Below are 25,868 nucleotides of genomic sequence, written 5' to 3'. Positions count from 1 at the left end.
ACAGAGTCGGAATTTTGTTCCGTTTGGTAAAATATACAAAAACCAGAGAGGGCTGACTCCAAAAGTCCGCTTTTTGGCGGACTTTTGGGTCAGCCCCTTCTTCGCGCTTGGTGCGCTTTTTTCGTCAGGCGGAAATGAGCACGCTGGCAAACTGCTCCAAGTAGCGGCGGTCGATGTCATCGAAGCGGTTTTTCACCGGGCTGTCGATGTCAAGAACGCCGATGACGCGGTCGTCTTTGATGAGCGGCACGACGATTTCCGATTGAGACGCCGCATCGCAGGCGATATGGCCCGGGAATTGGTGAACGTCTGGAACGACCACCGTCCGCCGTTCGGCGGCTGCCGTGCCGCACACCCCCTTGCCAAACGGAATGCGGACGCACGCCGGCAAGCCTTGGAACGGGCCGAGCACAAGCTCGTCGTCATCGGCGAGATAAAAGCCGACCCAGTTGATGTCGGTGAGAAACTGATTGAGCAAAGCAGCGGCGTTCGCCAAGTTGGCGATCATGTTCGGCTCTCCGGCGATGAGCGCCTTCAGCTGCTCGATGACGAGCGCGTAGTTTTCTTCGCGTGTGCCGCTGTAAGCGATCGGGTGAAACATCGGAACATGCCTCCTTGAATTTGTTTTCGCTCATTTTAAGATGACGTCCGACGGCTGCCAACGGAAAGCGCCTCGCCGTCCATGACGCCCCGTCCTTGATGCAAGTCGGCGGCGCGGTGGGCGTCTGAACCGTACACGATCGGAATGCCGCGCCGATGCGCCTCAGCGATCAGGTGGTTGGGCGGGTACGGCTCACGGCAGAGCGGTTTGGCAGCGCCGGCGCCGTTGTAGTCGATTTCATAGCCGAACTGCTCGATGTCGTCAAGAATGGCCAACATGCGCTCCGTCATCGGCTCCCGGCACGGAAAGCGGCGCCAAAACTTGCGCACAAGCGTCATATGGCCGATGCGCCGCGGCTTATAGCGGCCAAGGTCGGCGCGGATGGACTGGCGCACCGTTTCGTAATAGGCGGCGTGCACGCGCTCGACCGAGCCGAACAGGCGGACGATGCCGGCAAACATGTCGGCGCTGTAATCGAGGCATACGTATTGGCCGTTGTGCGCCAAAAAATGAACCGATAAAATGCTGTCGTCAAGGAGCGGGCCGACCTCGTCGAGCAGGCGGGTTGTTTCTTCCTCAAAGCCAGGAATAAAATCGACTTCGAGCCCGACACGGATGGCAATGTCGTTTCGGTAGCGGGCTTTCACCTCAGCGACGGCGTGCAAATAGCGCTCAAGCTGGCTAAGCTTCATCGAACAGTCCTGGTTGGGCGTTGGATCGATAAACCGCTCAGGAAGCGGGGCATGCTCCGTAAAGGAAATGTCGGTATAGCCCAGTTCGATCGCGCGCTCTACATAGGCCTCAAGCGGATCTTGGCTTCCGTGCGGGCAAAACGGTGTGTGAATGTGGCCGTCGCGCAAAGCGGGTTCCCCCTTTCCTTCCATCATTGTATCACAGCAAACCAATTGAAGATTCTTGTAAAAAAAATAAAAATTTTGGTCAAAAAATGTCGATAACATGGTATCATAAAAACATTGAAAAATATATATGTTTGCCTTCTCCGCCATTTTCATTCACTTCGAAGTAGCTTGAGTGCAAGGGGGCATTAGCGGATGGGAATCGTGTGGGTTATTCTGCTCCTTGCGGCAGGAGCAATTGGATATAATCATCTGCGCCGAAAGCGGATGTACCGGGAAATCGACGGGCTTGAAGAGTGGAAAATCCGGTTGATGAATGAACCGGTGCCGGATGAGCTTGCCAAGGTGAAACAGCTGAACATGACCGGGGAGACGGAGCAGTTGTTTGAGCGCTGGCGCCAACAGTGGGATGACATCGTGGCCGTCAAGCTGCCGAACGTCGAGGAGCAGCTGTTTGACGCCGAAACGCTGTTGGACAAATACCGGTATCGAAAGGCGCGCCGGCTGCTCGGGCAAACGGCGGACGCACTCCGGCGCGTGGAGGAAGAAATTCAGCAAATCATTTGCGAAGTCAACGAGCTGATCGGCAGCGAGGAACAAAGCCGGGTCGAAATCGAAGAGCTGCGCACCGCGCACCGGGAAGCCAAAAAAACGCTGCTCGCCTATCGGTATACGTTCGGGGCGGCCGCCGATCTGCTGGACGTCCGGTTGGCTGAGGCGGAAAAGCAATTTCAGTTGTTTGTCGAGTTGACAGAAGCCGGCAACTATTTGGCAGCGCGCGACGTCGTGCTGGCGCTCAAGCAGGAGCTGAACCGCCTCGCCGCGATGATGGAGGACATCCCGGCGCTGCTTGGCGAGTGCCAAACATCGCTTCCCGCCCAGCTTGCCGAGCTCGCCGACGGCTATCGGGAAATGGAGCAAAGCGGGTACATTCTCGACCACTTGGACATCGAGCGCGCGCTTGCGGAAAAGCAGGAAAAAATTCAGCACTGTTTGGCGATGATCGGCGAACTGCGCATTGAAGAGGCGAAGCAGATGCTCGCCGGGCTGAAAGAAGAAATCGAGGCGCTGTATGATTCGCTTGAGCAGGAAGTGCTGGCCCATCAGTACGTGCAAACGGAAATGCCGCGCATTGGCGGCATGCTTGAGGAGCTCGCCGCCGCGGCGAAGGAGACGGGGGCGGAAGCGCTGTTCGTCCAGCAAAGCTATCATCTGCCGCCGGGGGACGTGGAAAAATACCGAAGCATTGAAAAGCAGCTGCAAAAGCTGCAAAAGCGGTTTTGGCTCATCCACGACCGCGCCGCCGAGGCGAAAACGGCGTATTCGCTGCTGCGCGAGGAGCTCGAGCAGCTTACATCCCAAATCGACATGATGAAAGAGGAGCATGAACAGTTTCGCCGCATGCTGCAGACGCTGCGCAAAGATGAACTGATCGCCCGCGAAAAGCTTGATGACATGCGGAAAATGTTGTCCGAAGCGGTTCGCCTCGTGCAAAAAAGCCGGCTGCCGGGGCTGCCGGAGTCTTATTCACATGAGCTTGCAGAGGCCAAAACGAGCTTGCAGGCCGTCGCCGCCCGCCTTGAAGAAAAGCCGCTTCACATGCCGGCGGTCGACGGGGCGCTCGAAGAAGCGAAGGCGGTCGTCGAGCGGCTGCATGAGCGGACGGTCGAAATGATCGAGCAGGCCGCCTTGGCCGAGCGGACGATTCAGTACGGCAACCGCTATCGCCGCCGTTATCCGGAGGTGCATAAAGGGCTTGAAGAGGCCGAATTTTTGTTCCGTCATTACGATTACGAGGAAGCGCTCCGGCAGGCGGTGGCGACGGTGGAGAAAGTCGAGCCGGGCGCGTTCGACCGCGTGCGGCAGCTGTGGCAGGCGGACAACGATCAACAATCGTGAGCAAAAACCCGATAAATATCGGTTTCGGCCGATATTTATCGGGTTTTTGGCGGATACTGTAAATGCGTGTGTGTTTTCGTTGCTGTTTTCAGTCTGCTTTTATATGATATGGTTATGTGTACATTTGCCGATGACGAGCGGAGGATGGAAACGATGATTTATCTTGACAACAGCGCGACGACGAAGCCGTTTCCGGAAGCGATCGATTCGTTCGTTGCGGTCGCATCCAGCTATTTCGCCAACCCGTCTTCCCTTCATGGGCTCGGCATGAAGGCGGAGCGGCTGCTCGCGCAGGCGCGTGAACAAGTCGCCGCCATGCTGCGCGTCAAGCCGGGCGAAATCGTGTTCACCTCGGGCGGGACCGAGGCAAACAATTTGGCCATTAAAGGCGTCGCCTGGCAGTACCGGCAGCGCGGCCGGCACATCATTACGACGGAAATCGAGCATCCGTCCGTCGCCGAGCCGTGCCGCCAGCTTGAAGAGCTCGGCTTTGAGGTGACGTATTTGCCGGTTGACCGGGACGGAAGAGTGTCGGCCAAACAAGTGGAGCGTGCGTTGCGCGACGATACGATTCTCGTTTCGGTCATGCATGTGAACAACGAGGTTGGCACCGTGCAGCCGATCGAAGAAATCGGCGCGCTTTTGGCCCGCTATCCGAAAACGCTGTTTCACGTCGACCGGGTGCAAGGCATCAGCAAAGTGCCGCTCGATTTGCAGCGAGCGGGCGTTGATTTATGCACGATATCGGCCCATAAATTTCACGGGCTGCGCGGCGCCGGTGCGCTGTACGTCCGCGAAGGCGTCCGTCTGATGCCGCTGTTGGCCGGCGGCGGCCAAGAAATGCGGCTCCGATCCGGCACGGAAAATGTCGCCGCCATCGTCGCGATGGCCAAAGCGCTCCGCCTTGCCATGGAGCGGTATGAGCGGGACATCGGCCGGCTCAAGGAGCTCAAAGACAAGTGGCTGGAAGCGCTCGCGGCCGTTCCGGACATTGCGATCAACACGCCGCGCGACGGTGCCGCTCCGCATATCATCAACTTTTCCTTAAAGCCCGGCCTGAAGCCGGAAGTGTTCGTTCATGAGCTTGAGAAAAGCGGCGTTTACGTCTCGACGACCTCGGCCTGCTCGTCGAAAAAAAAGGCGCCGAGCAAAACGCTGCTGGCGATGGGATTGGGCGAAGACCGGGCCGAGCGCGGCATCCGCATCAGCCTGTCGTTTGACAATACGCAAGAAGAGATCGCGCCAGCGGTGGCCGCCATCAGGCAGGCGATCAAAACGTTAAGCGAGGTAACAGGATGACATGGAAATGAAGTACGACCGCATTTTAATCCGCTACGGTGAAATGACGACGAAAGGGAAAAACCGCAATGTGTTCGTGCGGCGGCTGAAACAAAACATCGCCCGTAAGCTGCGGGCGTTTCCCTGTATTCAGATTGAATATATGCGCGACCGGATGTACATTTTATTAAACGGTGAGCCGCACGAGCCGATCATCGACAAGCTGAAAACGGTGTTTGGCATCCATTCGTTCAGCCTGGCGATGAAATGCGAAAACGACCTGGCAGCGATCAAAGAAACGGCGCTCGCCGCCGTACGGCAGCTGCCGCACAACGGAAAAACATTTAAAGTGAGCGCCCGCCGCGTCAATAAGCAGTTTCCCTACCGGAGCGATGAGTTGAACCATGAAATCGGGGCGCACATTTTGCGGCAGACGGACGGCCTGACCGTCAACGTGCGTGAACCGGACATTGACGTGCGCGTCGAGGTGCGCCAAGACGGCACGTACGTCACATGCCGCGACATTTTCGGCGCCGGCGGCCTGCCGGTCGGGACGAGCGGCAAGGCGATGCTCATGCTCTCCGGCGGCATCGACAGCCCGGTTGCCGGGTATTTGGCGATGAAGCGCGGCTTGGAAATTGAGGCCGTCCACTTTTTCAGCCCGCCGTATACAAGCGAGCGAGCGAAGCAAAAAGTCATTGACTTGGTGCGGAAGCTGACGGTGTACGGCGGAACGATCAAGCTGCATATCGTGCCGTTTACCGAAGTGCAGCAAGCCATTTACCAAGGGGTGCCGAACGAGTATTCGCTCATTTCCACCCGGCGGGCGATGCTGGCCATTACGGACGCTTTGCGCCGCCGCCACCGGGCGCTGGCGATCGTCACCGGCGAAAGCCTCGGCCAAGTGGCGAGCCAGACGCTCGAGAGCATGTACGTCATCAATGAAGTGACGAACACACCAGTTTTGCGCCCGCTCATCTCGATGGATAAAATGGAAATCATCGAGATGGCGAAGCGCATTGACACCCATGATATTTCAATTCTTCCATACGAAGACTGCTGCACCATTTTTACGCCGCGGGCGCCGAAAACGAAACCGAAAAAAGAGAAAGTGCTCCAGTATGAGCGCGAACTGGATCTCGCCCCGCTGCTCGAGAAGGCGGTCAACGAGACGGAAACGATGGTGATTGACGAAGAAAACGGACGGACTGACGAGTTCGCCGGATTGTTCTAAATCTCAAAATTTACCAAAAGCGTTGCTGCATATCGCCGTCTGTTTTCACACATTCTATACGTACAAGGAGGTGAAAACAGATGGCACGCAACAACAACAATCAATTGCTTGTTCCGGGTGCCCAACAAGCGCTCGAACAAATGAAATACGAAATCGCCCAAGAATTTGGCGTCAACTTAGGCGCTGACACGACTTCCCGCGCCAACGGTTCGGTCGGCGGCGAGATCACGAAACGCCTCGTTGCCATGGCGCAACAACAATTGGGCGGCGCACGCCAATTCTAATTTCATATGATGGCTTCGCGGCGGGGGATGCCCCCGCCGCTTTTATGTCAAAAAATTATTCAAAATATAATAACTATTTTGTATAATGGAAATGCCGACGCCGGCAAACGAACGAGGAACAGGGGGAGAAACGATGAGACGGGAAGACTTGATCGCGCCCGAGCGGTACAATTTAACATCGGAAATGGAAAGGCACGCGGCGGCCGATCCAGACCGAATCGCGTTAAAATGGGAAAATGAGCAGGGGGAAACGCGCGAGATTACATACGGCCGCCTGATGGCGCGCGCCAATCAAATTGGAAACGCTTTCTTGTCGCATGGCCTTCAGAAAGGGGACAAAGTGCTCGTTATGGTGCCGCGCCTCATTGAGGCATATGAAGTGTATTTAGGGGCGCTCAAAGCCGGGCTTGTCGTCATTCCGAGCTCGGAGATGCTGCGGACGAAAGATTTGCAATACCGGCTGTCCCATAGCGAAGCGAAAGCGGTCGTCGCCTATGAACCGTATGTGGGCGAATTCGCTCCGATCGACGGCGTCGACCGGCTGTTGAAGTTTTCAATCGGCGCGCAGGCGCATGACGGCTGGCTGCCGCTTGAAGCGGCCATCGCGAAGGAAAGCGAAACGCTCGAAGCGGCGGACACCTCGCGCGACGATATGGCGTTTCTGTCGTATACGTCCGGCACGACCGGCAATCCGAAAGGGGTTGTGCATTGCCATGGTTGGGCGTACGCCCATTTGCGCACGGCGGCGAAAAACTGGCTGTGCATCGAAGAAGGCGACCTCGTCTGGGCGACGGCCGGGCCGGGGTGGCAAAAATGGATTTGGAGCCCGTTTTTGTCGGTGCTCGGCTCAGGGGTGACCGGCTTTGTCTATTACGGCCGCTTTGAGCCGGAAAAATATTTGCAGCTGCTTGAAAAATATCAAATCAACGTGCTTTGCTGCACGCCGACCGAATACCGACTGATGGCGAAAGTGACGGACATCGGCCGCTACAACTTATCGGCTCTGCACAGCGCGGTGTCTGCCGGCGAGCCGCTCAACCGTGAAGTGATCGACACGTTTGCCAAACATTTCGGCATCGAAGTGCGCGACGGCTACGGGCAGACGGAAAATACGCTGCTGGTCGGCGTCATGAAAGGAATGGAAATCAAACCGGGCTCGATGGGGAAACCGACGCCGGGTAACCGCGTCGAGATTATCGATGAAAACGGCGAGCCGTGCTCGGTCGGCGTTGTCGGCGATATCGCCGTCCACGTCGAAACGCCGGCGTTGTTCAAATATTACTACAAAGATCCGGAGCGGACGGCGATGCAATTCCGCGGCGATTACTATATCACCGGAGACAAGGCGCGAAAAGACGAGGACGGCTATTTTTGGTTTGAGGGGCGCGGCGATGACATCATCATCAGCGCCGGCTATACGATCGGCCCGTTTGAAGTCGAGGACGCGCTTGTCAAACACCCAGCCGTCAAAGAGTGCGCCGTTGTCGCCAGCCCGGATGAAGTGCGCGGCCATGTCGTCAAGGCGTTCGTCGTCTTGCGCGAGGGGGTTGACAAAGACGATCCGTCCCTCATTCCAGCGCTGCAAGAACATGTCAAACAGTTGACAGCGCCGTACAAATACCCGCGCAAAATCGAGTTTGTCGACGATTTGCCGAAAACGGCGTCCGGAAAAATCCGCCGCGTCGAGCTGCGCGAGCGGGAAGCGCGCCTCGCCGGCCGGTCGTTGTAAGCGCGGATCCGAATGAAGCGCGCGTTTTTCCGTCAATCCGGCGCTGCCCGGCGGGAAGGCAGCGCCGAGCCGAAAAAAGCCGGGAGCGGAGGCGTTTCGTTTGCCTGTCCGTCCCGCTGGAAAAGAAGGAGCTGATTCAAAAGCCCCTTTTGGATGAAATGTAACCGAAGTATGTGAAAGAGACCACCTCTGAAACCCTTGGTTTTACCGGGTTTTTCGTGGTGGTCTATTTTTCATGTTGCCCCAGATAGGAGCATTGCCACACTTTTAGGTCAGCCTCTTTTTGCGCGGTTTATAAAAAGACGCGTTTCACTTTCTCCCAAAACGAATTATCTTTTAAGCGCACCGTTTTCACGACCCGGTCGCTCAGGCGGATGTCGATCCGTTCAATGTGCTGGATGCTGAGCGCCTCATTGTCCAGGCCGATGATCGGAAAATGGCTCGTTTCCTCCGACATTTTCAACGTCAGTGTCCGCGTGCCGCTCAAAATGAACGGCGAACCGAGCGTCCGGTAGCGGTTGCTGTTGAGCGAAGCGAGTTCGCTCACTTGAAAGCACGGCAAAAGCGGATCGACGACCGCCCCGTGCACCGACTTGTTGTAGCCGGTGCTGCCGGTCGGCGTCGAGACGATAATGCCGTCGCCGCGGAACGTCTCAAAATGCAAATCGTCGATGAACACGTCGACCGCCATCGTTTTAATGACTTGCGAGCGGATCGAACATTCGTTTAAGCAGAAAAACGAAGCCGCGCCGTCGATCGTCACTTCGATGATTGGGTAGCGCCGCACTTCGAGTTTCCAATTTTTCGCCGCTTCCACCATATGATCGATGTCGTCAATATGGAAATCGCAGTAAAACCCGCGCGCCGGCAAGACGGACACGCCGACGTACAAACGGTCAGGAAGAAATCCCGTCTGCCGGACCGCCTGCAAAAACGCGCCGTCGTCGCCGATGCTGACAATGATGTTCGCTTCCCGATAGTCGTCGACAACGACAAACGGCCCGCGCTCAGCCCGTTCGATGAGCGGCTTCACTCGCCGGACGAGTTCATCGTCGCGCTTATAAAAAAAATAAAGGCGGTTGCGTTCGGTATCCATATTTTGCATCCTCCTAGTAGCGTCGAATCTTGAACCGATGTACAATGAATATTGTACCACGTTTGCCACGATTCTAAAAATATGGCAGCCGATGCAAAGGGGGGAAGATGATGAATCGAAAACGATGGACGGCGTTGGCCATCGCCGCCGCCTTGTTTGTGATCTCCGTGCTTGTTCAGGCGGTTGGCGTTCTTTTGTCCGACAAGGAGGGCGACTGGTCGGAAAGGTGGCTGGCGCTCATGGAGTCGCCATTTAGCGAAGAAGTCATCGCCGAGGGCGACCCGTTGAAAAAAATCGCAGTGTTGGAAGTGAACGGAGTGATTCAAGATGCGGGGGAAGCGGAGTCGTTTCTTTCCTCATCACAGTACAATCACCAAACGTTTTTGCAAATGATCAAACAGGCGAAGGAAGATCGAGACGTCAAAGCGATCATCTTGCGCATTAATTCGCCGGGCGGCGGTGTCGCGGAAAGCGCGGAAATTTACGATCAGCTGATGAAGCTGAAAAAGAAGACGAACAAGCCGATTTATGTATCGATGGGGACCATGGCCGCCTCGGGCGGTTACTATATCGCAGCGGCCGGCGATAAAATTTTCGCCAGCCCGGAGACGATCACCGGCTCGATCGGCGTCATCATGCAAAGCGTCAACTATGAAGGGCTGGCAAAGAAGTACGGCGTCGAGCTTGTCACGATCAAAAGCGGGCCGTACAAAGACCTCATGAATCCGGCGCGCAAAATGACCGAGGCGGAGCGGGACATTTTGCAGCGGTTGATTGATCAATCGTATGAGGCGTTTGTTGATGTCGTTGCCGAAGGGAGAAAGATGCCGGAAGAGACGGTGCGCAAGCTGGCGGACGGCCGCATTTATGACGGGCGACAGGCGAAGGCGCTCCACCTTGTCGACGAGTTCGGCTACTTGGATGACGCGATCGCTGCGCTCAAAAAAGAGCATCATTTAACCGGCGCTCAAGTGGTAAAATACGTGAACGATGCGCCGTGGAGCTCTCTCTTTGAGATGGTGTCGAACCGGATAAAGCCGGACAGCGAGGCGGCCGGGCTCATCCGCCTGTTGTCGCGCCCATCCTCGCCGCGGCTTATGTACTTGTACGCCGAATAGGGGGGATCAAGAAATGGAGGACACACAATCGATGGCGCTGCCGGCGTCCATCTGTGATGCGGCGGACCCCGCTCCCCGCTACGGAGGGTTTTGGCTTCGCTTTTGGGCGTATTGCCTTGATGTCATTGTTGTCTCGAGCCTCAACCGGCTTGTCGTTTGGCCGCTTTTCCGCCTATTCGATTGGCCGCTTGAGCGGGACGGGTTGTTTGCGCCGGCCTCGGTGGCGGCGGCGGTCGTTTTTTACGCCTACTTTGTGCTGATGACGAAAGCGTTCGGGCAGACACTCGGCAAGATGGTGTTCGGTTTAAAAGTCGTCGACGAACAAGGAGGGCCGCTCACCTGGCTGACCGTGTTGTTTCGCGAAGTCATCGGCAAATTCATCAGCAAAACATTGCTGTTTGTCGGCTTTTTGTTTGTCGCCTTTTCGGAAAAGAAAAAAGGAATGCACGACCAGTTTGCCGATACGATCGTCATCCGCGAGTAGCCGGCTTTTGCGGGGCAAACGGCGTTGTTCACCTGCCATGCGGCAGGTTTATTTTTTTTCCATATGGCGACAATGATATGGTGAAAGGGAGGACGGGCCTTGAAAGTCGTAATCATAGTCGCCATAGCCGTTGTGATGTTGTTCCTTCTTGCCGCCTTCATGAAACTTTCCGTGACGGTTGTGTTTCGCCATCGGCAGGACGATGATGAATACAAAATTGTGGTGCGCACGCTGTTTGGCCTCATCCGCTACACGATTCACATTCCGCTCATCAAGCTGGAAACCGAATCGGAAGCGCCCGGGGTGGCGTTCATCCACAAAAAAGGGATGGGGGAGACGCGCGGCAAGGAAGAAAAGAAAGGAAAATGGACGCCGAAAAAAATCGCCGACTTTTTTCGCAAAGTAAAACAGTTTTTGGAGCACGTCATCGATTTTCATGAAATTATGAAACAATTTTGTCGCCATGTGACGATTACCAAATGGGAATGGAAGACAAACATCGGAACGGGTGATGCGGCATCGACCGGGCTGCTCGTCGGGCTTGGCTGGTCGTTGAAATACGCTATTATCGGAGCGGCGAGCCGGTACATGAACATGAAAACGACCCCGGTGATTGCGATCGTTCCCGTGTACGACCGAGCCGTCTCGGAAACGTCGTTTTTATGTATGTTTCATTTCCGAATCGGGCATGCTATGGTAGCAGGATTGCGCGTCATCAAACATTGGCGCAGGCGGCGTCCGCCAAAGCGCAGCCTTTCCGCTGCGCGACAGGCAAATGAAGGCTATTAGGAGGAATGATGATGACGAACCATCCGATCCAAGGGCTTATGACAACCGCGATGGAAAATTTAAAACAAATGATCGACGTCAACACGATTATCGGCGATCCGGTCGAGACGCCGGATGGCAGCGTCATTTTAACGGTGTCGAAGGTCGGGTTCGGGTTTGCGGCCGGCGGCAGCGAATTTATGCTTGACGGCCAGACAAACGGCCAAGGGGCGCAAACGAACGGGCAAAACGGGCAGCAACAGGGGAACGGGCACCCGTTTGGCGGCGGCAGCGGCGGCGGCGTGTCGATCACCCCGATCGCGTTTCTCGTCGTCAACTCATCGGGTGTCAAACTTCTCCATCTGGATGAAAGCACGCATTTATACGAAAAAATTCTCGATGTCGCCCCACAAGCCATCGAAAAAATCCAGGCGATGTTGAAGAAAAACAAAAAAGACGGCGCGTCTTCCACCGCGAACGATTTTGATATTTAGCCGGGCTTGGCGCTGGATCGGGTTTCGTCCAGCGCTTTGTTTTGGCGGGCCGCAGGCGAAAGGGGCGATGCGGCGAGTAAAACGATTGCAAACGCCGCCTTTTCGTTTTACTATGGAGATGGTACATATTTTTTCCTAAGGGGGAGAAGCCATGGCTCAAGTGACGTTTAAAGGCAATCCGGTCACGCTCGTCGGCAACGAAGTGAAAGTCGGCGACAAAGCACCGGATTTCACCGTGCTTGATCAAAACTTGCAGGAAGTGACGCTCGCCGATACGAAGGGGCACGTCCGCCTCATCAGCGTCGTGCCGTCGCTTGACACCGGCGTTTGTGACGCGCAGACGCGCCGGTTTAACGAGGAAGCGGCGAAGCTTGACAACGTGAAAGTGCTGACGATCAGCGTCGATTTGCCGTTTGCGCAAAAACGGTGGTGCGGCGCCGCCGGCATCGAAAACGTTGAAGTGTTGTCCGACCATCGCGACGTCTCATTTGGACAAGCATACGGCGTCTTGATCAAAGAACTTCGCCTGCTTGCCCGCGCCGTGTTTGTCATCGACAGCAATGACACAGTGACGTATGTCGAATACGTGCCGGAAGTGACGAACCATCCGAACTACGAAGCGGCGATTGAAGCGGCGAAAGCGGCGAAATAATGAAAAGGCCCCGACCCGTTCGGGGCCGTTTCGTTTTGGCCGCTGTTTGCCTTGCGGGGCGGACGGACGTACAATAGAAGGGACATGGGCAGAAAGGGGGACGCACGCATGATGACACCCGTTGAACGGCTGTTTGCCGTCTTGGATGAAACGGCCCGCATTTTGCAGGAGGAGCTGCAATGCACGTATTTGGAAGCTGTCGCGGAAACAGGGGAAAATTTGTTTCACGGCGACGTGCTGCAAGATGAGGTGAGCGAGCTGAACGCGAAACGGCTGAAAAAGCAGTATCGCGAACTGATGCTGGAACGGTTTCAAAACGAAGAAATCCGCAAGGCGTTTCAGCTTGCGGTGTTAAAAGGGATGCGCAAGCATGTCCAGCCGCACCACCAAATGACTCCGGATGCGGTCAGTTTGTTTTTGGCGTATTTGGTCCGCGAGTTTACGCGCTCGCATTTGGCGCTTAAGATCCTCGACCCGGCCGTCGGCACGGCCAATTTGCTTACAGCCGTGTTAAACGGGCTCGGCGGCCGGCAGGCGAAAAGCTACGGCGCCGACGTTGACGATCTGCTCGTCAAACTCGCGTATGTCAACGCCAACTTGCAGCAGCACCCGGTGCAGCTGTTTAACCAGGACAGCCTGCGCCCTTTGTTCGTCGAACCGGCCGATGTCGTTGTCTGCGATTTGCCGGTCGGCTACTACCCGGATGACGCCAATGCCAGCCGCTTTGCGTTAAAAGCGAAAGAAGGGCGGTCGTATGCGCATCATTTGTTGATCGAGCAAAGCTTGCGCTATACAAAAGACGGCGGCTATTTGTTTTTCCTCATTCCGAACACGCTGTTTTCCAGCCCTCAGGCGGAACAGCTGAATGAATTTTTAAAAGAAACCGCCATCGTCCAAGGCTTGTTGCAGTTGCCGCTGTCCATGTTTAAACACGAGCAGGCGGCGAAAAGCATATTCATTTTGCAAAAGAAAGGCCCGATGGCGAAAGCGCCGAAACAAGTGCTGCTCGCCGAACTGCCGCGCTTTTCCAACAAGACGGCCATGCAGGCGATGATGGCGAAAATCGATGCCTGGATCGCCGGCGAAAAAGGGCGCTGACAGTCTCCAACCTGCTTGGAGGCTGTTTTTATTTTCACAACATAAAAACATTTCCTTGCAACCGATTACGAAAGAAAGCGCCGCTTGAAAGGAAGAAAAGGGAGGCATACAATGAAAAAGGCATAGTGAAACAGCGCCCAATCGCGCACACTAACCGTAAGTGCGAACGGATTTTGGCAAAAAGGAGCTGTATGTTCGATGGCAAAAGTGTTAGCCATTAATGCGGGAAGTTCTTCGTTGAAATTCCAATTGTTTGACATGCCGGCGGAAACGGTGTTAACGAAAGGAGTCGTCGAGCGGATCGGCTTTGACGACGCGATTTTTACGATCGTCGTGAACGGGGAGAAACAGCGGGAAGTCACTTCCATCCCGAACCATGCCGTGGCGGTGAAACTGCTGCTTGACAAACTGATTCGCTATGGCATCATCCGGTCATTTGACGAAATTGACGGCATCGGCCACCGCGTCGTCCACGGCGGGGAGAAGTTCAGCGATTCGGTGTTGATCACCGATGAGGTGATAAAACAAATCGAAGAAGTGTCCGAGCTCGCTCCGCTTCATAACCCGGCCAACCTCGTCGGCATCCGCGCGTTTCAGGAAGTACTGCCGAACGTGCCGGCCGTCGCCGTTTTTGATACGGCGTTTCACCAAACGATGCCGGAACAGTCGTTTTTGTACAGCTTGCCGTATGAGTATTACACGAAATTCGGCATTCGCAAGTACGGCTTCCATGGCACGTCGCACAAATACGTCACCCAGCGGGCGGCGGAGCTTCTCGGCCGGCCGATCGAGCAGCTGCGCCTCATCTCGTGCCATTTAGGCAACGGGGCGAGCATCGCGGCGGTCGAAGGCGGCAAATCGATCGACACGTCGATGGGCTTTACGCCATTAGCGGGCGTCGCGATGGGGACGCGCTCTGGCAACATCGACCCGGCGCTTATCCCATACATTATGGAAAAAACAGGAATGACCGCTGATGAAGTGATTGAAGTGCTGAATAAAAAGAGCGGCATGCTCGGCATCTCCGGCATCTCGAGCGACTTGCGCGACTTGGAAAAAGCGGCCGCCGAAGGAAATGAGCGCGCGGAACTTGCGCTGGAAGTGTTTGCGAACCGCATTCATAAATACATCGGCTCGTATGCGGCGCGCATGTGCGGCGTCGACGCCATCATTTTCACCGCCGGCATCGGCGAAAACAGCGATGTCGTGCGCGCCAAAGTGCTGCGCGGCCTTGAGTTCATGGGCGTCTACTGGGATCCGGTGTTAAACAAAGTGCGCGGCAAAGAAGCGTTCATCAGCTACCCGCACTCGCCGGTCAAAGTGCTCGTCATCCCGACGAACGAAGAGGTCATGATCGCCCGTGATGTCATGCGGCTGGCGAATTTGTAAGCGGATTGTAATAAAAAGAATCGTTGCAGCCATTTTGGCCAAAACGGCTGCCCCAAACAAACGGGGCAGCCATTTTTTTGTTTTGCCGCTTTGGTGCGCTTGATTCTTGTTTCAACAACTCCGGACGGAGAGGAAGACATTGATTTCACGATGGGGTCTTTTCCTTTCGTTTCGCCAGCGAGAAGCAGCCGGGCAAGAGTTGGGTAATTTTTGCTATACTATAGCCAACAACACAATGACAAAAGGAGATGAGGGAATGAGCACAGCTGCCCATAAACAAGAAGCTCCCCAAACCGTCCGCTGCAAAGTCATCACCGTCAGCGACACAAGAACCGAGGAAACCGACCGAAGCGGCCGGCTGATGATCGAGCTGCTCACCGAAGCCGGGCATGAGGTCGTCGGCTATGAGATCGTCAAAGACGAAGCGGATGCCATTCGCACGGCAGTGCTTGACAGCTGCCGCCGCCCTGACGTCGATGCGGTGCTTACAAACGGCGGCACCGGCATTGCCAAGCGCGATGTGACGATCGAAACGGTCGGTGCGCTGCTCGAGAAAGAGCTCGTCGGCTTTGGCGAGCTGTTCCGCTTCTTAAGCTACACGGAAGACATCGGCCCAGCCGCCATGCTGTCGCGCGCTGTCGCCGGCGTGGCGATGGACACCGCCGTCTTTTGCACTCCCGGCTCCACCGGCGCTGTGCGCCTCGCGATGACGAAGCTTATTTTGCCTGAGCTTGGGCATGTCGTGCGGGAGATTCGGAAGGATAGGGCGCCGCGTTGACGAAAAGAGAACATAAGCGAAAAAGAGGATGCCCGCTGCGGGCATCCTCTTTCATTCATCAAGCCTTGATGCATTTTTCCCGCTCTTGATTGCGCAGGATGAACCGCTGGATTTTTCCGCTTGGCGTTTTCGGCAGTTCGGCGACAAATTCGACTTCGCGCGGGTATTCATGTAAGTTTCCGATCAGCATCAACGTTTCCGACAAGCCATAATGGTCGTGGATCGTGACGCCCACGTGCTCTTGGAAAAAGCGGATGACTTCCGGATTGAGCGGCTCGCCCGCCGAGCTCATGGCGCGCACGTTCAGTTGATAGCGGCGAATGACGTCCGCGCCGGCCGCCGCCATCGCCCGATACGCGGTCGGGGCGTACGCGAAATTGGTCACCCGGTATTTTTCCATCAAGGAATAGCACGTTTCTGGTTGAAACGGCCCTTCGTAAAAGACGATCGGCACGCCAAAGGCCATCGGCGCAAAGGTGCAAAAGACGAGCCCGTACGCCCAGCCCGGATCCGCCCCGCCGAAAAAGACATCGTCATCGCGCAGGCCAATCGCATAGCGCATATACGGATAAAGGAGGTGGTCGCGAAAGCCGCGGCAAGGGCGGCGGGGGCGACATGGCCGTAGAAAAAAGAGACGGCCGGTTTCGTCAGCGTATTTTGCGTTTTACCGCCGCTTCCTTTTCAAAGGAAACATGGGGACTGACCCGATACCAAATCCATAAATCATTCACGATCGAAGCGAGCTCGGCGATGTCAGCATTGAGCTGGCACGAGCGCGCAAAATCCGCTTCTTGGCCGAGCGCGTCTTGTTTTTCGTTGATTTCCCGCTCCAGTTCGGCGATGCGGTCGGGGATCAAGCCGCGGATCGTTTCCCATTCCAGTAAAATCGCCTCTTGTTCGTTTGGGCTGTAGTCCTCCCAAGGCTTGTCCAGATGCGGCAGGCGGATGCCGAGCCGTTTGTCTTAGATGAAGATGTCGTTCATTCTTGCCGCCTCCTTTTTTTCTATTATACGAAACATTTCCGCATATCGGTGAGGAATTTTTATTCTTTTTGTTGAATAAGTATTGAAAAATCACGGGAAAGCTGATAAAGTGATAATGTATTAAATTTGAATATTTATTTATATTTAAGTATATTTATGTGACAGGAGAGGAGAACGACCATGGCAAATCCAAAATTGGTGTTGGCCTACTCGGGCGGTTTAGATACATCGGTGGCGATCAAATGGCTTCAGGAGCGCGGGTATGATGTGATCGCGTGCTGCTTGGACCTTGGGGAAGGAAAAGACCTTGATTTCGTGAAAGAAAAAGCGCTCAAAGTCGGCGCGATCAAATCGTACGTCATCGACGTCAAAGACGAGTTTGCGAACGAGTATGCGCTCATCGCTCTGCAGGCGAACGCCCTGTATGAAGGGAAATATCCGCTCGTCTCGGCGCTGTCGCGTCCGCTCATCGCGAAAAAACTCGTTGAAATCGCCGAGCTCGAAGGCGCGGTGGCGGTCGCCCACGGCTGCACGGGGAAAGGGAACGACCAAGTGCGCTTTGAAGTGTCGATCAACGCGCTCAATCCGGACTTGGACGTCATCGCCCCGGTGCGCGAGTGGAGCTGGTCGCGCGAGGAAGAAATCGAATACGCGAAACAGCACGGCATTCCGATTCCGGTCGACCTGGACAGCCCGTTTTCGATCGACCAAAACTTGTGGGGACGAAGCAACGAGTGCGGCATTTTGGAAGACCCGTGGGCGGCGCCGCCGGAAGAGGCGTATGAGCTGACGGCTTCGCTTGAGAACGCGCCGGATGTGCCGGATGTCATCGAGATCGGCTTTGAACAAGGTGTGCCGGTGACGTTAAACGGGAAGGCGTATCCGCTCGCGCAATTGATTTTGGAGCTGAACGCGTTGGCCGGCAAGCACGGCGTCGGCCGCATCGACCACGTCGAAAACCGCCTTGTCGGCATTAAGTCGCGCGAAGTGTACGAATGCCCGGGGGCGATCACGCTCATCAAAGCGCATAAAGAGCTCGAAGACTTGACATTGGTGCGGGAAGTTGCGCACTTCAAACCGATCATCGAGCAAAAAATCGCCGAAGTCATTTACAACGGCCTGTGGTTTTCGCCGCTCAAAGACGCGCTTGTCGCGTTTTTGAAAGAAACGCAGAAAAACGTCACCGGCGTCGTGCGCGTGAAGCTGTTTAAAGGCCATGCGATCGTCGAAGGGCGCAAATCGCCGTTCTCGCTTTATGATGAAAAGCTGGCGACGTACACGTCGGAAGACGAGTTTGACCATCAAGCGGCGGTCGGGTTCATCTCGCTGTACGGTCTGCCGACGAAAGTCAACAGCATCGTCAACAAGCAACACAAAGCGTCGGTATCGGCCGGCCAATAAGGAAAAGGAAGGAGGAAGTCGCATTCCTCTGCGGCGAGATTCGTGAAAAAACTTTGGGGCGGACGGTTTACGAAAACAGCGGAAGAATGGGTCGACGAGTTTGGCGCGTCGATCCCATTCGACCAAGAGCTCGTTGAAGAAGACATTGAAGGCAGCCTTGCCCATGTGACGATGCTTGGCGAATGCGGCATTTTGCCGGCGGAAGATGTCGAGAAGATCAAGAGCGGACTCCTGCGGCTGCTCGAAAAAGCGAAGCGGGGGGAACTCGAGTTTTCCGTCGCGTATGAAGACATTCATTTAAACATTGAAAAAATGTTGATCGACGACATCGGCCCGGTCGGCGGCAAGTTGCACACTGGACGGAGCCGGAACGACCAAGTGGCGACCGATATGCATTTATACTTGCGCAAGCGCGTTGAAGAGATTCTCAGTCTCATCCGCGGGCTGCAGCGGGCGCTTGTCGCTCAAGCCGACAAACATGTCGACACGATCATGCCCGGGTATACGCATTTGCAGCGGGCGCAGCCGATTTCGTTTGCTCATCATTTGCTTGCGTATTTTTGGATGCTCGAGCGGGACTATGAACGTTTTTCTGAGTCGCTGAAACGGATTAACCGCTCGCCGCTCGGCGCCGGGGCGCTCGCCGGAACGACGTTTCCGATCGACCGGCGGCGGACGGCGGAGCTGTTGGGTTTTGCCGATCTTTACGAAAACAGCTTGGATGCGGTGAGCGACCGCGATTTCATCATCGAGTTTTTAAGCAACAGCTCGATGCTCATGATGCACTTGTCGCGGCTCGCTGAAGAGCTCATCCTTTGGTCGAGCCAAGAGTTTCAGTTCATTGAGCTCGATGATGCGTTTGCGACCGGCAGCAGCATCATGCCGCAAAAGAAAAACCCGGACATGGCCGAGCTCATCCGTGGCAAAACCGGCCGCGTGTACGGCCATTTGATGGCGCTTCTCACGGTGATGAAAGGGCTGCCGCTCGCCTACAACAAGGACATGCAAGAAGATAAAGAAGGCATGTTTGATACAGTAAAGACGGTCGTCGGGTCGCTGAAAATTTTCACCGGCATGATTGAAACGATGAACGTGCGCACAGACGTCATGGAGCGGGCGACGAAGCAGGACTTTTCCAACGCGACCGAGCTTGCCGATTACTTGGCGGCAAAAGGCATGCCGTTCCGCGAGGCGCATGAGGTCGTCGGCAAGCTCGTGCTGCTTTGTATTGAGAAAGGCGTCTTTTTGGCCGACTTGCCGCTTGACGTGTATAAGGAGGCGTCGCCGCTCTTTGACGCAGACATTTATGACGCCTTGAACCCGCGCACGGCCGTCAATCGCCGCAACAGCGCCGGCGGCACCGGTTTTGCCGAAGTGCGGGCGGCGCTTGAAAAAGCGAAAGAAAAGCTAAACACCCCGTAACGGCGGGGTGTTCTTTTTTGGCATTTGCCGGCGGCACAGGGATGCATTCGTTGGGCGCGGAAGGCTATTCTTTCGGTGTCCTGACCACAAGCACATCGCATTTCGCATGGCGGACGATGTTTTCCGAGACACTGCCAATCAGAAACCGCTCGACCGCGTTCAACCCGGTCGCCCCGCAAATGATGAGGTCGGCTTTGTATTTCGGAGCGACGTCTTTGGCGATTTTCACTTTCGGCGAGCCGAATTCGACCGCGGTGTCCACATCGTCGAGTCCAGCGGCGACGGCTTCGTTTTTATACCGCTCAAGCAATTCGTTCGCATACTGTTCCGAACGTTCGGCGAGGGCGTAATCGTGCGCTTCAACGGTCGTAAAGCCGCGCAAGTCGATGATGTGGGTCAAAATGAGTTTCGCCCCGTTTCGCTTGGCGATTTGAACCGCTTTTTTGAACGCCCATTCCGCTTCCTTCGAGCCATCGACGGCGACGACGATCGTTTGGTAGGTCATGGTCATGTTCTCCCCTCCCTTTGGTTAAAAATGCTATCTCTATATATGGTATACCCATCGCCCTTTGACGAGAAACTAGGCCATATATTGAGATTTTGTGAACAGGGGAGGAAGAGCAATGGAAAAGCGGTATAACGACTGGCAGTACGATGAGGAGGAAGTGCGGACGATCACCGAGCAAATTACCGAGTCGTATGAAAGCGGCATTGTTGACGAGGATGAATCGTATTACGACCCGCGCCGCGAAGTCGGCGAATAGCCATAGCGCCTGCGCGTTATGGTTATTTTTTTGTATTCGCTCCGGTTTGTAGTAAAGTAAAAATGAGACAGCAAATCGCGACGAGGAGGGAGAAGGGTGCGGCACGCCTTGATTACGGCCGGAGCGAAAGGATTGGGGAGAAAAGTGACCGAGCTGCTGCTTGATAAAGGCTACTCGGTGACGGTGAACTACCGGAGCGATGAACAGGCGGTGCGCTCGCTTGCCGAGAAGTACCGCGGCGCCGCTGACCGCCTCCAGTTTGTGCAGGGAGATGTGACGGACAAAAACGATTTAGCGGCGCTTGTGGACGCCGCCATGGAGCGGTTTGGCCGCATTGACTGCCTCATCAACAATGCAGGGCCGTACATTTTTGAGCGGAAAAAGCTGGCCGATTATACGGAAGACGAATGGTACGAAATGATTGAAGGCAATTTGAGCTCGGTCTTCCATTTAGTGAGGCGGACGATCCCGATTATGCGAAAACAACGGTTTGGCCGCATCATTACGTACGGATTTCAAGGAGCGGCGGATGCCCCGGGCTGGGTGCACCGTTCGGCGTTCGGCGCGGCGAAAGTCGGGCTTGTATCGCTGACGAAAACGATCGCCCTGGAAGAGGCGGAATATGGCATTACCGCCAATATGGTGTGCCCAGGCAATATTGTCGGCGCCATGAAAGAGGCGGGGATCGCCGACGCCCGCGCGAGAAGGGATGCGGAAACGCCGGTCGGACGCCCGGGGACTGGTGAAGATATCGCCCGCGTGATCGCGTTTTTATGCGAGGACGACTCGGATTTCATCACCGGCGCCGTCATTGACGTCACCGGCGGAGCGAACGTCATTTACCGCCACCTTTTCCGTTGAGAACAGCGCCTCCTCCTTTTTTCGTTTGCTTTTGCGCGAAACGGGGCACAATAAAAGGAGAAGCGGGAAGGAAAAAGGAGGAAAAAGTGATGAAGATCGGCATTCCAAAAGAAATCAAAAACAATGAAAACCGCGTCGCCATCACTCCGGCAGGCGTGATGACGCTCGTCAAAGCGGGGCATGACGTGTATGTGGAGACGGAAGCCGGCGCTGGGTCGGGGTTTTCTGACGCTGAATATGAAAAAGCCGGGGCAGTGATCGTGACAAAAGCGGAAGATGCCTGGGCGGCGGAGATGGTGTTGAAAGTGAAAGAACCGCTGCCTGAGGAGTTCCGCTATTTCCGTCCAGGGCTCATTTTATTTACGTATTTGCATTTAGCCGCGGCCGAAGCGCTCACGAAAGCGCTCGTCGAGCAGCAAGTGGTCGGCATCGCTTACGAGACGGTGCAGCTTGCGAACGGCTCGCTGCCGCTGTTGACGCCGATGAGTGAAGTCGCCGGCCGCATGTCGGTGCAAGTCGGCGCCCAGTTTCTCGAGAAGCCGCACGGCGGGAAAGGCATTTTGCTTGGCGGCGTGCCCGGAGTGCGGCGCGGCAAAGTGACGATCATCGGCGGCGGAACGGCGGGGACGAACGCGGCGAAAATCGCGGTCGGTCTCGGGGCAGACGTGACGATTTTGGACATTAACGCCGAGCGGCTGCGCGAGCTCGATGATTTGTTCGGCGACCACGTGACGACGCTCATGTCCAACTCGTACCATATCGCCGAGTGCGTGCGCGAATCGGATTTGGTCGTCGGCGCCGTCTTGATCCCGGGGGCGAAAGCGCCGAAGCTGGTGACGGAAGAGATGGTGCGCTCGATGACGCCGGGATCGGTGTTGGTCGACATCGCCATTGACCAAGGCGGCATTTTCGAAACGACCGACCGCGTCACGACGCACGACGATCCGACATACGTCAAGCACGGCGTCGTCCATTACGCCGTCGCCAACATGCCGGGCGCGGTGCCGCGCACGTCGACATTCGCGCTTACGAACGTCACGATCCCATACGCCTTGCAAATCGCCAACAAAGGCTACCGCGCCGCGTGCTTGGATAACCCGGCGCTGTTAAAAGGGATCAACACGCTCGATGGGCACATCGTGTACGAAGCGGTCGCGGCGGCGCACAACATGCCGTATACAGATGTTCATTCGTTGTTGCACGGATGAAATCATGAAGATGGAGCCGCCTTGATGGCGATGAGAAAACAAAGCTGTCCGAATCGGCTTCGGGATCGATCCGGTGGACAGCTTTGTTCGTGCGCTTATTCGCAGAAGCTTTTGCCAATGGTTTTTCTCGTTATACAATGATCAATTCCTTCGAAAACGACGTCAACACCTCAACGCCGTTGTTCGTGACCGCGACATCGTCTTCAATGCGCACGCCGCCGATGGATGGGACGTAAATGCCCGGTTCGATCGTAAACACCATGCCGGGAGCGAGCGGGTCGGGGTTGGCGCCATGAAGCGATGGGTATTCGTGGATTTCGATTCCTAAGCCGTGCCCGACGCGGTGGGTGAAGTACGGGCCGTAGCCGGCTTGTTCGATGACGTTTCGAGCGGAGCGGTCGATCTCCTTCATCGCGGTTTGCGGGCGGCAGGTGTCGATCGCCGCCTGCTGGGCGCGCCGAACGGTATCGTACATGAGCCGCTGTTCGTCGCTTGCCGTCTGACAGACGACGGTGCGGGTAATGTCGGAGCAATACCCATCGACGATGACGCCCAAATCGAACAGCACGAAATCGCCCGGTGCGACCGCCGCCGTTCCCGGCACGCCGTGCGGATCGGCTGATTTGGCGCCTGCAAGCACGGTCGTGGGAAACGACATCCCTTCAACGCCGAGTTTTTTCAGCTCATATTCAATGACGGCGACAAGTTCAAGCTCCGTCACGCCCGGGCGAATGGCCGAGACGCCGATTTCGACCGCTTTGTCGGCCAGCTCCGCCGCCTGGCGCAGCGCTTTCATTTCCTGCTCATCTTTGATCAGGCGAAGCTGGCGCAGCTTTTCTTCGGCATCGAGCCATTGGGCGTTCGGAAACAGCGCCGAGAGCCGCTCGAAACGGGCGAACGACAAATCGTTTTTTTCGACGGCAATCGAGACGGCCTTGACACCGCGCGCTTTGAGATGGCGCTCGATCTCTTCCCACGGGTCGGCGCTGTCGTCGTAGCCGATCACCGTATGCCCAAAGCCGCTCCGGCGGGCGCGCGGGACTTCCATTTGCGGGCAGACGAGCGCGGGCTCGCCGTCAGGAAAGACCAAAAGCGCCAGCAACCGTTCGTGCGGGTCGCACCGAAATCCGCTCAAATAAAACACGTTCGCACTTGACGTGACGAAGGCGAATGAACTATGTTGTTGTTGAAGCCAAGAGGAAAATGCTTGCAGCCGTTTGTTCATCGTCCCATTCCTTCCTTTTTTCACTGTTGTCCATTTTGAGCGTACCAAGAAACGGGCCGTTTGTAAATGGACAGGCAGGAAAAGAAGGAAATGGGCGAATGGCGGCGAATCATGGGAAGGGAAGGGGGAGATGTGACGATGAAAATCAGCTACCATGGCCATTCGGTTGTCCGCATTGAGACGAACGGAAAAACGATTTTGATCGACCCGTTCATCACCGGCAATGCGACGACCGATTTGAACGCGGCGGATGTGAAAGCGGATGTCATTTTGCTCACGCACGGACACGGGGATCATGTCGGCGATACGGTGGAGATCGCCAAGCGGAACAACGCCCTTGTCGTGGCCACATTTGAGCTGGCGACATATTTAAGCTGGCAAGGCGTCGAGACGTTTGGCATGAACATCGGCGGGGCGCGCGAATTTGACTTTGGCACGGTCAAGTTGACGCAGGCGTTCCACAGCTCCGGGTTTGTGACCGAGGACAAGCAAATCATTTATTTAGGCATGCCGACCGGCATTTTGTTCACGGCCGAAGGCAAAACGATCTATCATGCCGGCGATACCGGGCTGTTTTCCGACATGAAGCTGATCGGCGAGCGCCATAACATCGATGTCGCCTTTTTGCCGATTGGGGACAGCTTCACGATGGGGCCGGAAGACGCGGCGGTCGCCGCCGAGTGGCTCGGGGCGAAACTCGTCGTGCCGATCCATTACAACACGTTCCCGCCGATCACCCAAGACCCCGAACGGTTCGTCTCGCTTCTACCGTCGGGTGTCGGCCGTGCTCTGAAGCCAGGCGAAAGCATCGAGCTGTAACAGCGGCGCCCTTCCCACTTTGGGAAGGGCGCTTTCTGATGGCCGGCGCGATCGTTGAATCCCCGCTGCTGAGCCCTGTATAATGAAAGTAACAATGCGTAAAGGGTGAAGACCGTTGGCGACCAAACATGAACAAATTTTAGAATACATCCACCGGCTGCCGATCGGCGAGAAAATTTCCGTCCGGCAGATCGCCAAGGAAATGGGCGTAAGCGAAGGGACGGCGTACCGGGCGATCAAGGACGCCGAGAACAAAGGGTATGTGAGCACGATTGAACGCGTCGGCACGATCCGGATTGAGAAGAAACGGAAGGAAAACATTGAGAAGCTTACGTACGCCGAGGTTGTCAACATTGTGGACGGCCAAGTGCTTGGCGGACGTGAAGGGTTGCATAAGACGCTCAACCGTTTTGTCATCGGCGCAATGCAGCTGGAGGCGATGATGCGCTATACGGGCGCAGGGGATTTGCTTATCGTCGGCAACCGGACGAAGGCGCACGAGCTGGCGCTTCAGGCGGGGGCGGCCGTGCTCATCACCGGCGGGTTTGACACGGCCGACCACGTGAAAAAGCTCGCCGATGAGCGGCAGCTGCCGATCATTTCGACGAGCTATGACACGTTTACGGTCGCGACGATGATCAACCGGGCGATTTATGACCAGCTGATCAAAAAGGAGATTGTGCTCGTTGAGGACATTGTCACCCCTGTCGAGAAAACAGCCTATTTATATACAGACGATCCCGTCGAGCGCTGGTATGTGCTAAATCGCGAGACGCGCCATACCCGGTTTCCGGTCGTCGACGACCAGTTGAAAGTGCAAGGCATTGTGACGGCAAAAGACGTGCTGGATGTCGACCGGCAGCTGCCGGTCGAAAAGGTGATGACGAAGCAGCCGATTACGGTGAACGGAAAAACATCGGTCGCATTTGCCTCGCACATCATGGTATGGGAAGGGATTGAACTGCTTCCGGTCGTTGATGACCATAACCGGCTGCAAGGGATCATCAGCCGCCAAGACGTGTTAAAAGCGCTGCAAATGGCGCAGCGCCAGCCGCAAGTCGGCGAGACGATCGATGACCTCGTCACCGCCCAGTTCCGCGAGTCAGGCGACAAAGAAACGCTGTTTCGCTGCACGATCACGCCGCAAATGACGAACTATTTAGGGACACTCTCGTACGGCGTGTTTACGACGATCGTCACCGAAGCGGCGGCGCGGATGCTGCGGGCGTACAAACGCGGCGATTTGGTGATGGAAAGCATTACGATTTATTTCATCAAGCCGGTGCAAATCGACACTACAGTCGACGTGCAGGCGAAGCTTTTAGAGCTCGGGCGCAAGTTCGGAAAAGTGGACGTCGAGGTGTACAATGAAGGCGCCATCGTCGGGAAGGCGATGATGATGTGCCAGCTGATCGACCGGTAATCG

General features: G+C 55.9%; 26 protein-coding genes and 1 pseudogene. 20 read left to right on the top strand and 7 right to left on the bottom strand.

Annotation, left to right across the window (positions count from 1 at the left end):
• Positions 1-124: 124 nt before the first annotated feature.
• Together CV945_RS05260 and hisJ are read right to left on the bottom strand one after the other, a co-directional pair.
• Entirely contained in the window at positions 125-601 is a 477-nt protein-coding gene (locus CV945_RS05260) for a GAF domain-containing protein (RefSeq protein ID WP_063330129.1), read from the bottom strand.
• 35 nt (positions 602-636) lie between these two features.
• Positions 637-1,461 carry a histidinol-phosphatase HisJ gene (hisJ, locus tag CV945_RS05255; protein WP_100659278.1) on the bottom strand — a complete coding sequence of 275 codons (825 nt, stop codon included), beginning with the start codon at positions 1,459-1,461 and terminating at the stop codon, positions 637-639.
• 192 nt (positions 1,462-1,653) lie between these two features.
• Between hisJ and ezrA the strand changes: the two genes are divergently transcribed.
• From ezrA to mbcS, 5 genes are all read left to right on the top strand, one after another.
• The gene (gene ezrA / locus CV945_RS05245; protein ID WP_100659276.1) at positions 1,654-3,357 is read left to right on the top strand and encodes a septation ring formation regulator EzrA; all 1,704 of its coding nucleotides are present in this window, start codon (positions 1,654-1,656) and stop codon (positions 3,355-3,357) included.
• Between the two features lie 153 nt (positions 3,358-3,510).
• Positions 3,511-4,656: a cysteine desulfurase family protein gene (locus CV945_RS05240; RefSeq protein ID WP_044746335.1), complete on the top strand. Its 1,146-nt coding sequence runs from the start codon at positions 3,511-3,513 to the stop codon at positions 4,654-4,656.
• A gap of 7 nt (positions 4,657-4,663) precedes the next feature.
• Positions 4,664-5,869, top strand: coding sequence for a tRNA uracil 4-sulfurtransferase ThiI (thiI, locus tag CV945_RS05235; protein ID WP_100659277.1), 1,206 nt, complete (start codon positions 4,664-4,666; stop codon positions 5,867-5,869).
• An 80-nt stretch (positions 5,870-5,949) separates the two neighbouring features.
• The gene (locus CV945_RS05230; RefSeq protein WP_033009180.1) at positions 5,950-6,153 is read left to right on the top strand and encodes an alpha/beta-type small acid-soluble spore protein; all 204 of its coding nucleotides are present in this window, start codon (positions 5,950-5,952) and stop codon (positions 6,151-6,153) included.
• 133 nt (positions 6,154-6,286) lie between these two features.
• Complete coding sequence (gene mbcS, locus CV945_RS05225) at positions 6,287-7,882, top strand: acyl-CoA synthetase MbcS (RefSeq protein ID WP_100659275.1); 1,596 nt, start codon at positions 6,287-6,289, stop codon at positions 7,880-7,882.
• Positions 7,883-8,174: 292 nt separating this feature from the next.
• Here the strand turns inward: mbcS and CV945_RS05220 are convergent, their stop codons facing one another.
• Entirely contained in the window at positions 8,175-8,978 is an 804-nt protein-coding gene (locus CV945_RS05220; protein ID WP_100659274.1) for an NAD kinase, read from the bottom strand.
• A gap of 110 nt (positions 8,979-9,088) precedes the next feature.
• On the opposite strand from CV945_RS05220, the gene sppA reads away from it, so the two are divergent.
• The 8 genes from sppA (at position 9,089) to CV945_RS05180 (ending at position 15,759) form a co-directional block, all read left to right on the top strand.
• A complete protein-coding gene (gene sppA / locus CV945_RS05215) occupies positions 9,089-10,096 on the top strand; it encodes a signal peptide peptidase SppA (protein WP_094239088.1) in 1,008 nt (335 codons plus the stop codon).
• Between the two features lie 31 nt (positions 10,097-10,127).
• Positions 10,128-10,580, top strand: a complete 453-nt coding sequence (locus tag CV945_RS05210; RefSeq protein ID WP_230581324.1) for an RDD family protein — start codon at positions 10,128-10,130, stop codon at positions 10,578-10,580.
• Positions 10,581-10,679: 99 nt separating this feature from the next.
• Positions 10,680-11,369 (top strand): DUF2953 domain-containing protein, encoded by a 690-nt coding sequence (locus CV945_RS05205; RefSeq protein WP_100659273.1) that lies wholly within the window; start codon positions 10,680-10,682, stop codon positions 11,367-11,369.
• A gap of 11 nt (positions 11,370-11,380) precedes the next feature.
• Positions 11,381-11,842 carry a GerW family sporulation protein gene (ytfJ, locus tag CV945_RS05200; protein ID WP_033007950.1) on the top strand — a complete coding sequence of 154 codons (462 nt, stop codon included), beginning with the start codon at positions 11,381-11,383 and terminating at the stop codon, positions 11,840-11,842.
• 151 nt (positions 11,843-11,993) lie between these two features.
• Positions 11,994-12,494, top strand: a complete 501-nt coding sequence (gene tpx / locus CV945_RS05195; protein ID WP_047818873.1) for a thiol peroxidase — start codon at positions 11,994-11,996, stop codon at positions 12,492-12,494.
• 108 nt (positions 12,495-12,602) lie between these two features.
• Entirely contained in the window at positions 12,603-13,592 is a 990-nt protein-coding gene (locus CV945_RS05190; RefSeq protein ID WP_100659272.1) for a class I SAM-dependent methyltransferase, read from the top strand.
• 198 nt (positions 13,593-13,790) lie between these two features.
• Positions 13,791-14,981 carry an acetate kinase gene (locus CV945_RS05185; RefSeq protein WP_100659271.1) on the top strand — a complete coding sequence of 397 codons (1,191 nt, stop codon included), beginning with the start codon at positions 13,791-13,793 and terminating at the stop codon, positions 14,979-14,981.
• A gap of 256 nt (positions 14,982-15,237) precedes the next feature.
• Positions 15,238-15,759 (top strand): MogA/MoaB family molybdenum cofactor biosynthesis protein, encoded by a 522-nt coding sequence (locus CV945_RS05180; protein ID WP_100659270.1) that lies wholly within the window; start codon positions 15,238-15,240, stop codon positions 15,757-15,759.
• Between the two features lie 151 nt (positions 15,760-15,910).
• Here CV945_RS05180 and CV945_RS05175 read toward each other — a convergent pair.
• Positions 15,911-16,333: pseudogene (locus CV945_RS05175) on the bottom strand (AMP-binding protein); the annotation flags it as partial.
• Positions 16,334-16,406: 73 nt separating this feature from the next.
• Positions 16,407-16,706 carry a hypothetical protein gene (locus CV945_RS05170; protein WP_232722012.1) on the bottom strand — a complete coding sequence of 100 codons (300 nt, stop codon included), beginning with the start codon at positions 16,704-16,706 and terminating at the stop codon, positions 16,407-16,409.
• 216 nt (positions 16,707-16,922) lie between these two features.
• Here CV945_RS05170 and CV945_RS05165 point away from each other — a divergent pair, with 216 nt between their 5' ends.
• Positions 16,923-18,143: an argininosuccinate synthase gene (locus CV945_RS05165; protein ID WP_033008582.1), complete on the top strand. Its 1,221-nt coding sequence runs from the start codon at positions 16,923-16,925 to the stop codon at positions 18,141-18,143.
• A gap of 42 nt (positions 18,144-18,185) precedes the next feature.
• Positions 18,186-19,565, top strand: coding sequence for an argininosuccinate lyase (gene argH / locus CV945_RS05160; RefSeq protein ID WP_100659269.1), 1,380 nt, complete (start codon positions 18,186-18,188; stop codon positions 19,563-19,565).
• A gap of 64 nt (positions 19,566-19,629) precedes the next feature.
• On the opposite strand, the gene CV945_RS05155 is transcribed toward argH, so the two are convergent.
• Positions 19,630-20,076 (bottom strand): universal stress protein, encoded by a 447-nt coding sequence (locus CV945_RS05155; RefSeq protein ID WP_033014467.1) that lies wholly within the window; start codon positions 20,074-20,076, stop codon positions 19,630-19,632.
• A gap of 112 nt (positions 20,077-20,188) precedes the next feature.
• Here CV945_RS05155 and CV945_RS17210 point away from each other — a divergent pair, with 112 nt between their 5' ends.
• The 3 genes from CV945_RS17210 to ald all read left to right on the top strand — a co-directional run bounded on the left by CV945_RS17210 (position 20,189) and on the right by ald (position 22,398).
• Positions 20,189-20,329, top strand: coding sequence for a hypothetical protein (locus CV945_RS17210; RefSeq protein ID WP_011232228.1), 141 nt, complete (start codon positions 20,189-20,191; stop codon positions 20,327-20,329).
• A 96-nt stretch (positions 20,330-20,425) separates the two neighbouring features.
• Complete coding sequence (locus CV945_RS05150) at positions 20,426-21,190, top strand: SDR family oxidoreductase (RefSeq protein WP_013144502.1); 765 nt, start codon at positions 20,426-20,428, stop codon at positions 21,188-21,190.
• 89 nt (positions 21,191-21,279) lie between these two features.
• Positions 21,280-22,398 (top strand): alanine dehydrogenase, encoded by a 1,119-nt coding sequence (gene ald / locus CV945_RS05145; RefSeq protein ID WP_100659268.1) that lies wholly within the window; start codon positions 21,280-21,282, stop codon positions 22,396-22,398.
• 130 nt (positions 22,399-22,528) lie between these two features.
• On the opposite strand, the gene CV945_RS05140 is transcribed toward ald, so the two are convergent.
• Positions 22,529-23,623 (bottom strand): M24 family metallopeptidase, encoded by a 1,095-nt coding sequence (locus CV945_RS05140; RefSeq protein WP_100659267.1) that lies wholly within the window; start codon positions 23,621-23,623, stop codon positions 22,529-22,531.
• A 138-nt stretch (positions 23,624-23,761) separates the two neighbouring features.
• Here CV945_RS05140 and CV945_RS05135 point away from each other — a divergent pair, with 138 nt between their 5' ends.
• Positions 23,762-24,442: a metal-dependent hydrolase gene (locus CV945_RS05135; protein ID WP_100659266.1), complete on the top strand. Its 681-nt coding sequence runs from the start codon at positions 23,762-23,764 to the stop codon at positions 24,440-24,442.
• Positions 24,443-24,557: 115 nt separating this feature from the next.
• Positions 24,558-25,865: a CBS domain-containing protein gene (locus CV945_RS05130; RefSeq protein ID WP_100659265.1), complete on the top strand. Its 1,308-nt coding sequence runs from the start codon at positions 24,558-24,560 to the stop codon at positions 25,863-25,865.
• Positions 25,866-25,868: the final 3 nt, after the last annotated feature.

It is taken from the genome of Geobacillus sp. Manikaran-105 (genome assembly GCF_002809955.1).
Lineage (GTDB): Bacteria > Bacillota > Bacilli > Bacillales > Anoxybacillaceae > Geobacillus > Geobacillus thermophilus.
Note: the sequence above shows the minus strand (reverse complement) of the source record. Positions and strands in the feature narration are given on the sequence as shown.

Bases quoted from the DNA above. Each gene is read 5' to 3' on its own strand.
- CV945_RS05260 (WP_063330129.1), bottom strand. From the start codon at position 601: ATGTTTCACCCGATCGCTTACAGCGGCACACGCGAAGAAAACTACGCG.
- ezrA (WP_100659276.1), top strand. From the start codon at position 1,654: ATGGGAATCGTGTGGGTTATTCTGCTCCTTGCGGCAGGAGCAATTGGA.
- CV945_RS05240 (WP_044746335.1), top strand. From the start codon at position 3,511: ATGATTTATCTTGACAACAGCGCGACGACGAAGCCGTTTCCGGAAGCG.
- thiI (WP_100659277.1), top strand. From the start codon at position 4,664: ATGAAGTACGACCGCATTTTAATCCGCTACGGTGAAATGACGACGAAA.
- CV945_RS05230 (WP_033009180.1), top strand. From the start codon at position 5,950: ATGGCACGCAACAACAACAATCAATTGCTTGTTCCGGGTGCCCAACAA.
- mbcS (WP_100659275.1), top strand. From the start codon at position 6,287: ATGAGACGGGAAGACTTGATCGCGCCCGAGCGGTACAATTTAACATCG.
- CV945_RS05220 (WP_100659274.1), bottom strand. From the start codon at position 8,978: ATGGATACCGAACGCAACCGCCTTTATTTTTTTTATAAGCGCGACGAT.
- sppA (WP_094239088.1), top strand. From the start codon at position 9,089: ATGAATCGAAAACGATGGACGGCGTTGGCCATCGCCGCCGCCTTGTTT.
- CV945_RS05210 (WP_230581324.1), top strand. From the start codon at position 10,128: ATGGCGCTGCCGGCGTCCATCTGTGATGCGGCGGACCCCGCTCCCCGC.
- ytfJ (WP_033007950.1), top strand. From the start codon at position 11,381: ATGACGAACCATCCGATCCAAGGGCTTATGACAACCGCGATGGAAAAT.
- tpx (WP_047818873.1), top strand. From the start codon at position 11,994: ATGGCTCAAGTGACGTTTAAAGGCAATCCGGTCACGCTCGTCGGCAAC.
- CV945_RS05190 (WP_100659272.1), top strand. From the start codon at position 12,603: ATGATGACACCCGTTGAACGGCTGTTTGCCGTCTTGGATGAAACGGCC.
- CV945_RS05185 (WP_100659271.1), top strand. From the start codon at position 13,791: ATGGCAAAAGTGTTAGCCATTAATGCGGGAAGTTCTTCGTTGAAATTC.
- CV945_RS05180 (WP_100659270.1), top strand. From the start codon at position 15,238: ATGAGCACAGCTGCCCATAAACAAGAAGCTCCCCAAACCGTCCGCTGC.
- CV945_RS05165 (WP_033008582.1), top strand. From the start codon at position 16,923: ATGGCAAATCCAAAATTGGTGTTGGCCTACTCGGGCGGTTTAGATACA.
- CV945_RS05155 (WP_033014467.1), bottom strand. From the start codon at position 20,076: ATGACCATGACCTACCAAACGATCGTCGTCGCCGTCGATGGCTCGAAG.
- CV945_RS17210 (WP_011232228.1), top strand. From the start codon at position 20,189: ATGGAAAAGCGGTATAACGACTGGCAGTACGATGAGGAGGAAGTGCGG.
- ald (WP_100659268.1), top strand. From the start codon at position 21,280: ATGAAGATCGGCATTCCAAAAGAAATCAAAAACAATGAAAACCGCGTC.
- CV945_RS05140 (WP_100659267.1), bottom strand. From the start codon at position 23,623: ATGAACAAACGGCTGCAAGCATTTTCCTCTTGGCTTCAACAACAACAT.
- CV945_RS05135 (WP_100659266.1), top strand. From the start codon at position 23,762: ATGAAAATCAGCTACCATGGCCATTCGGTTGTCCGCATTGAGACGAAC.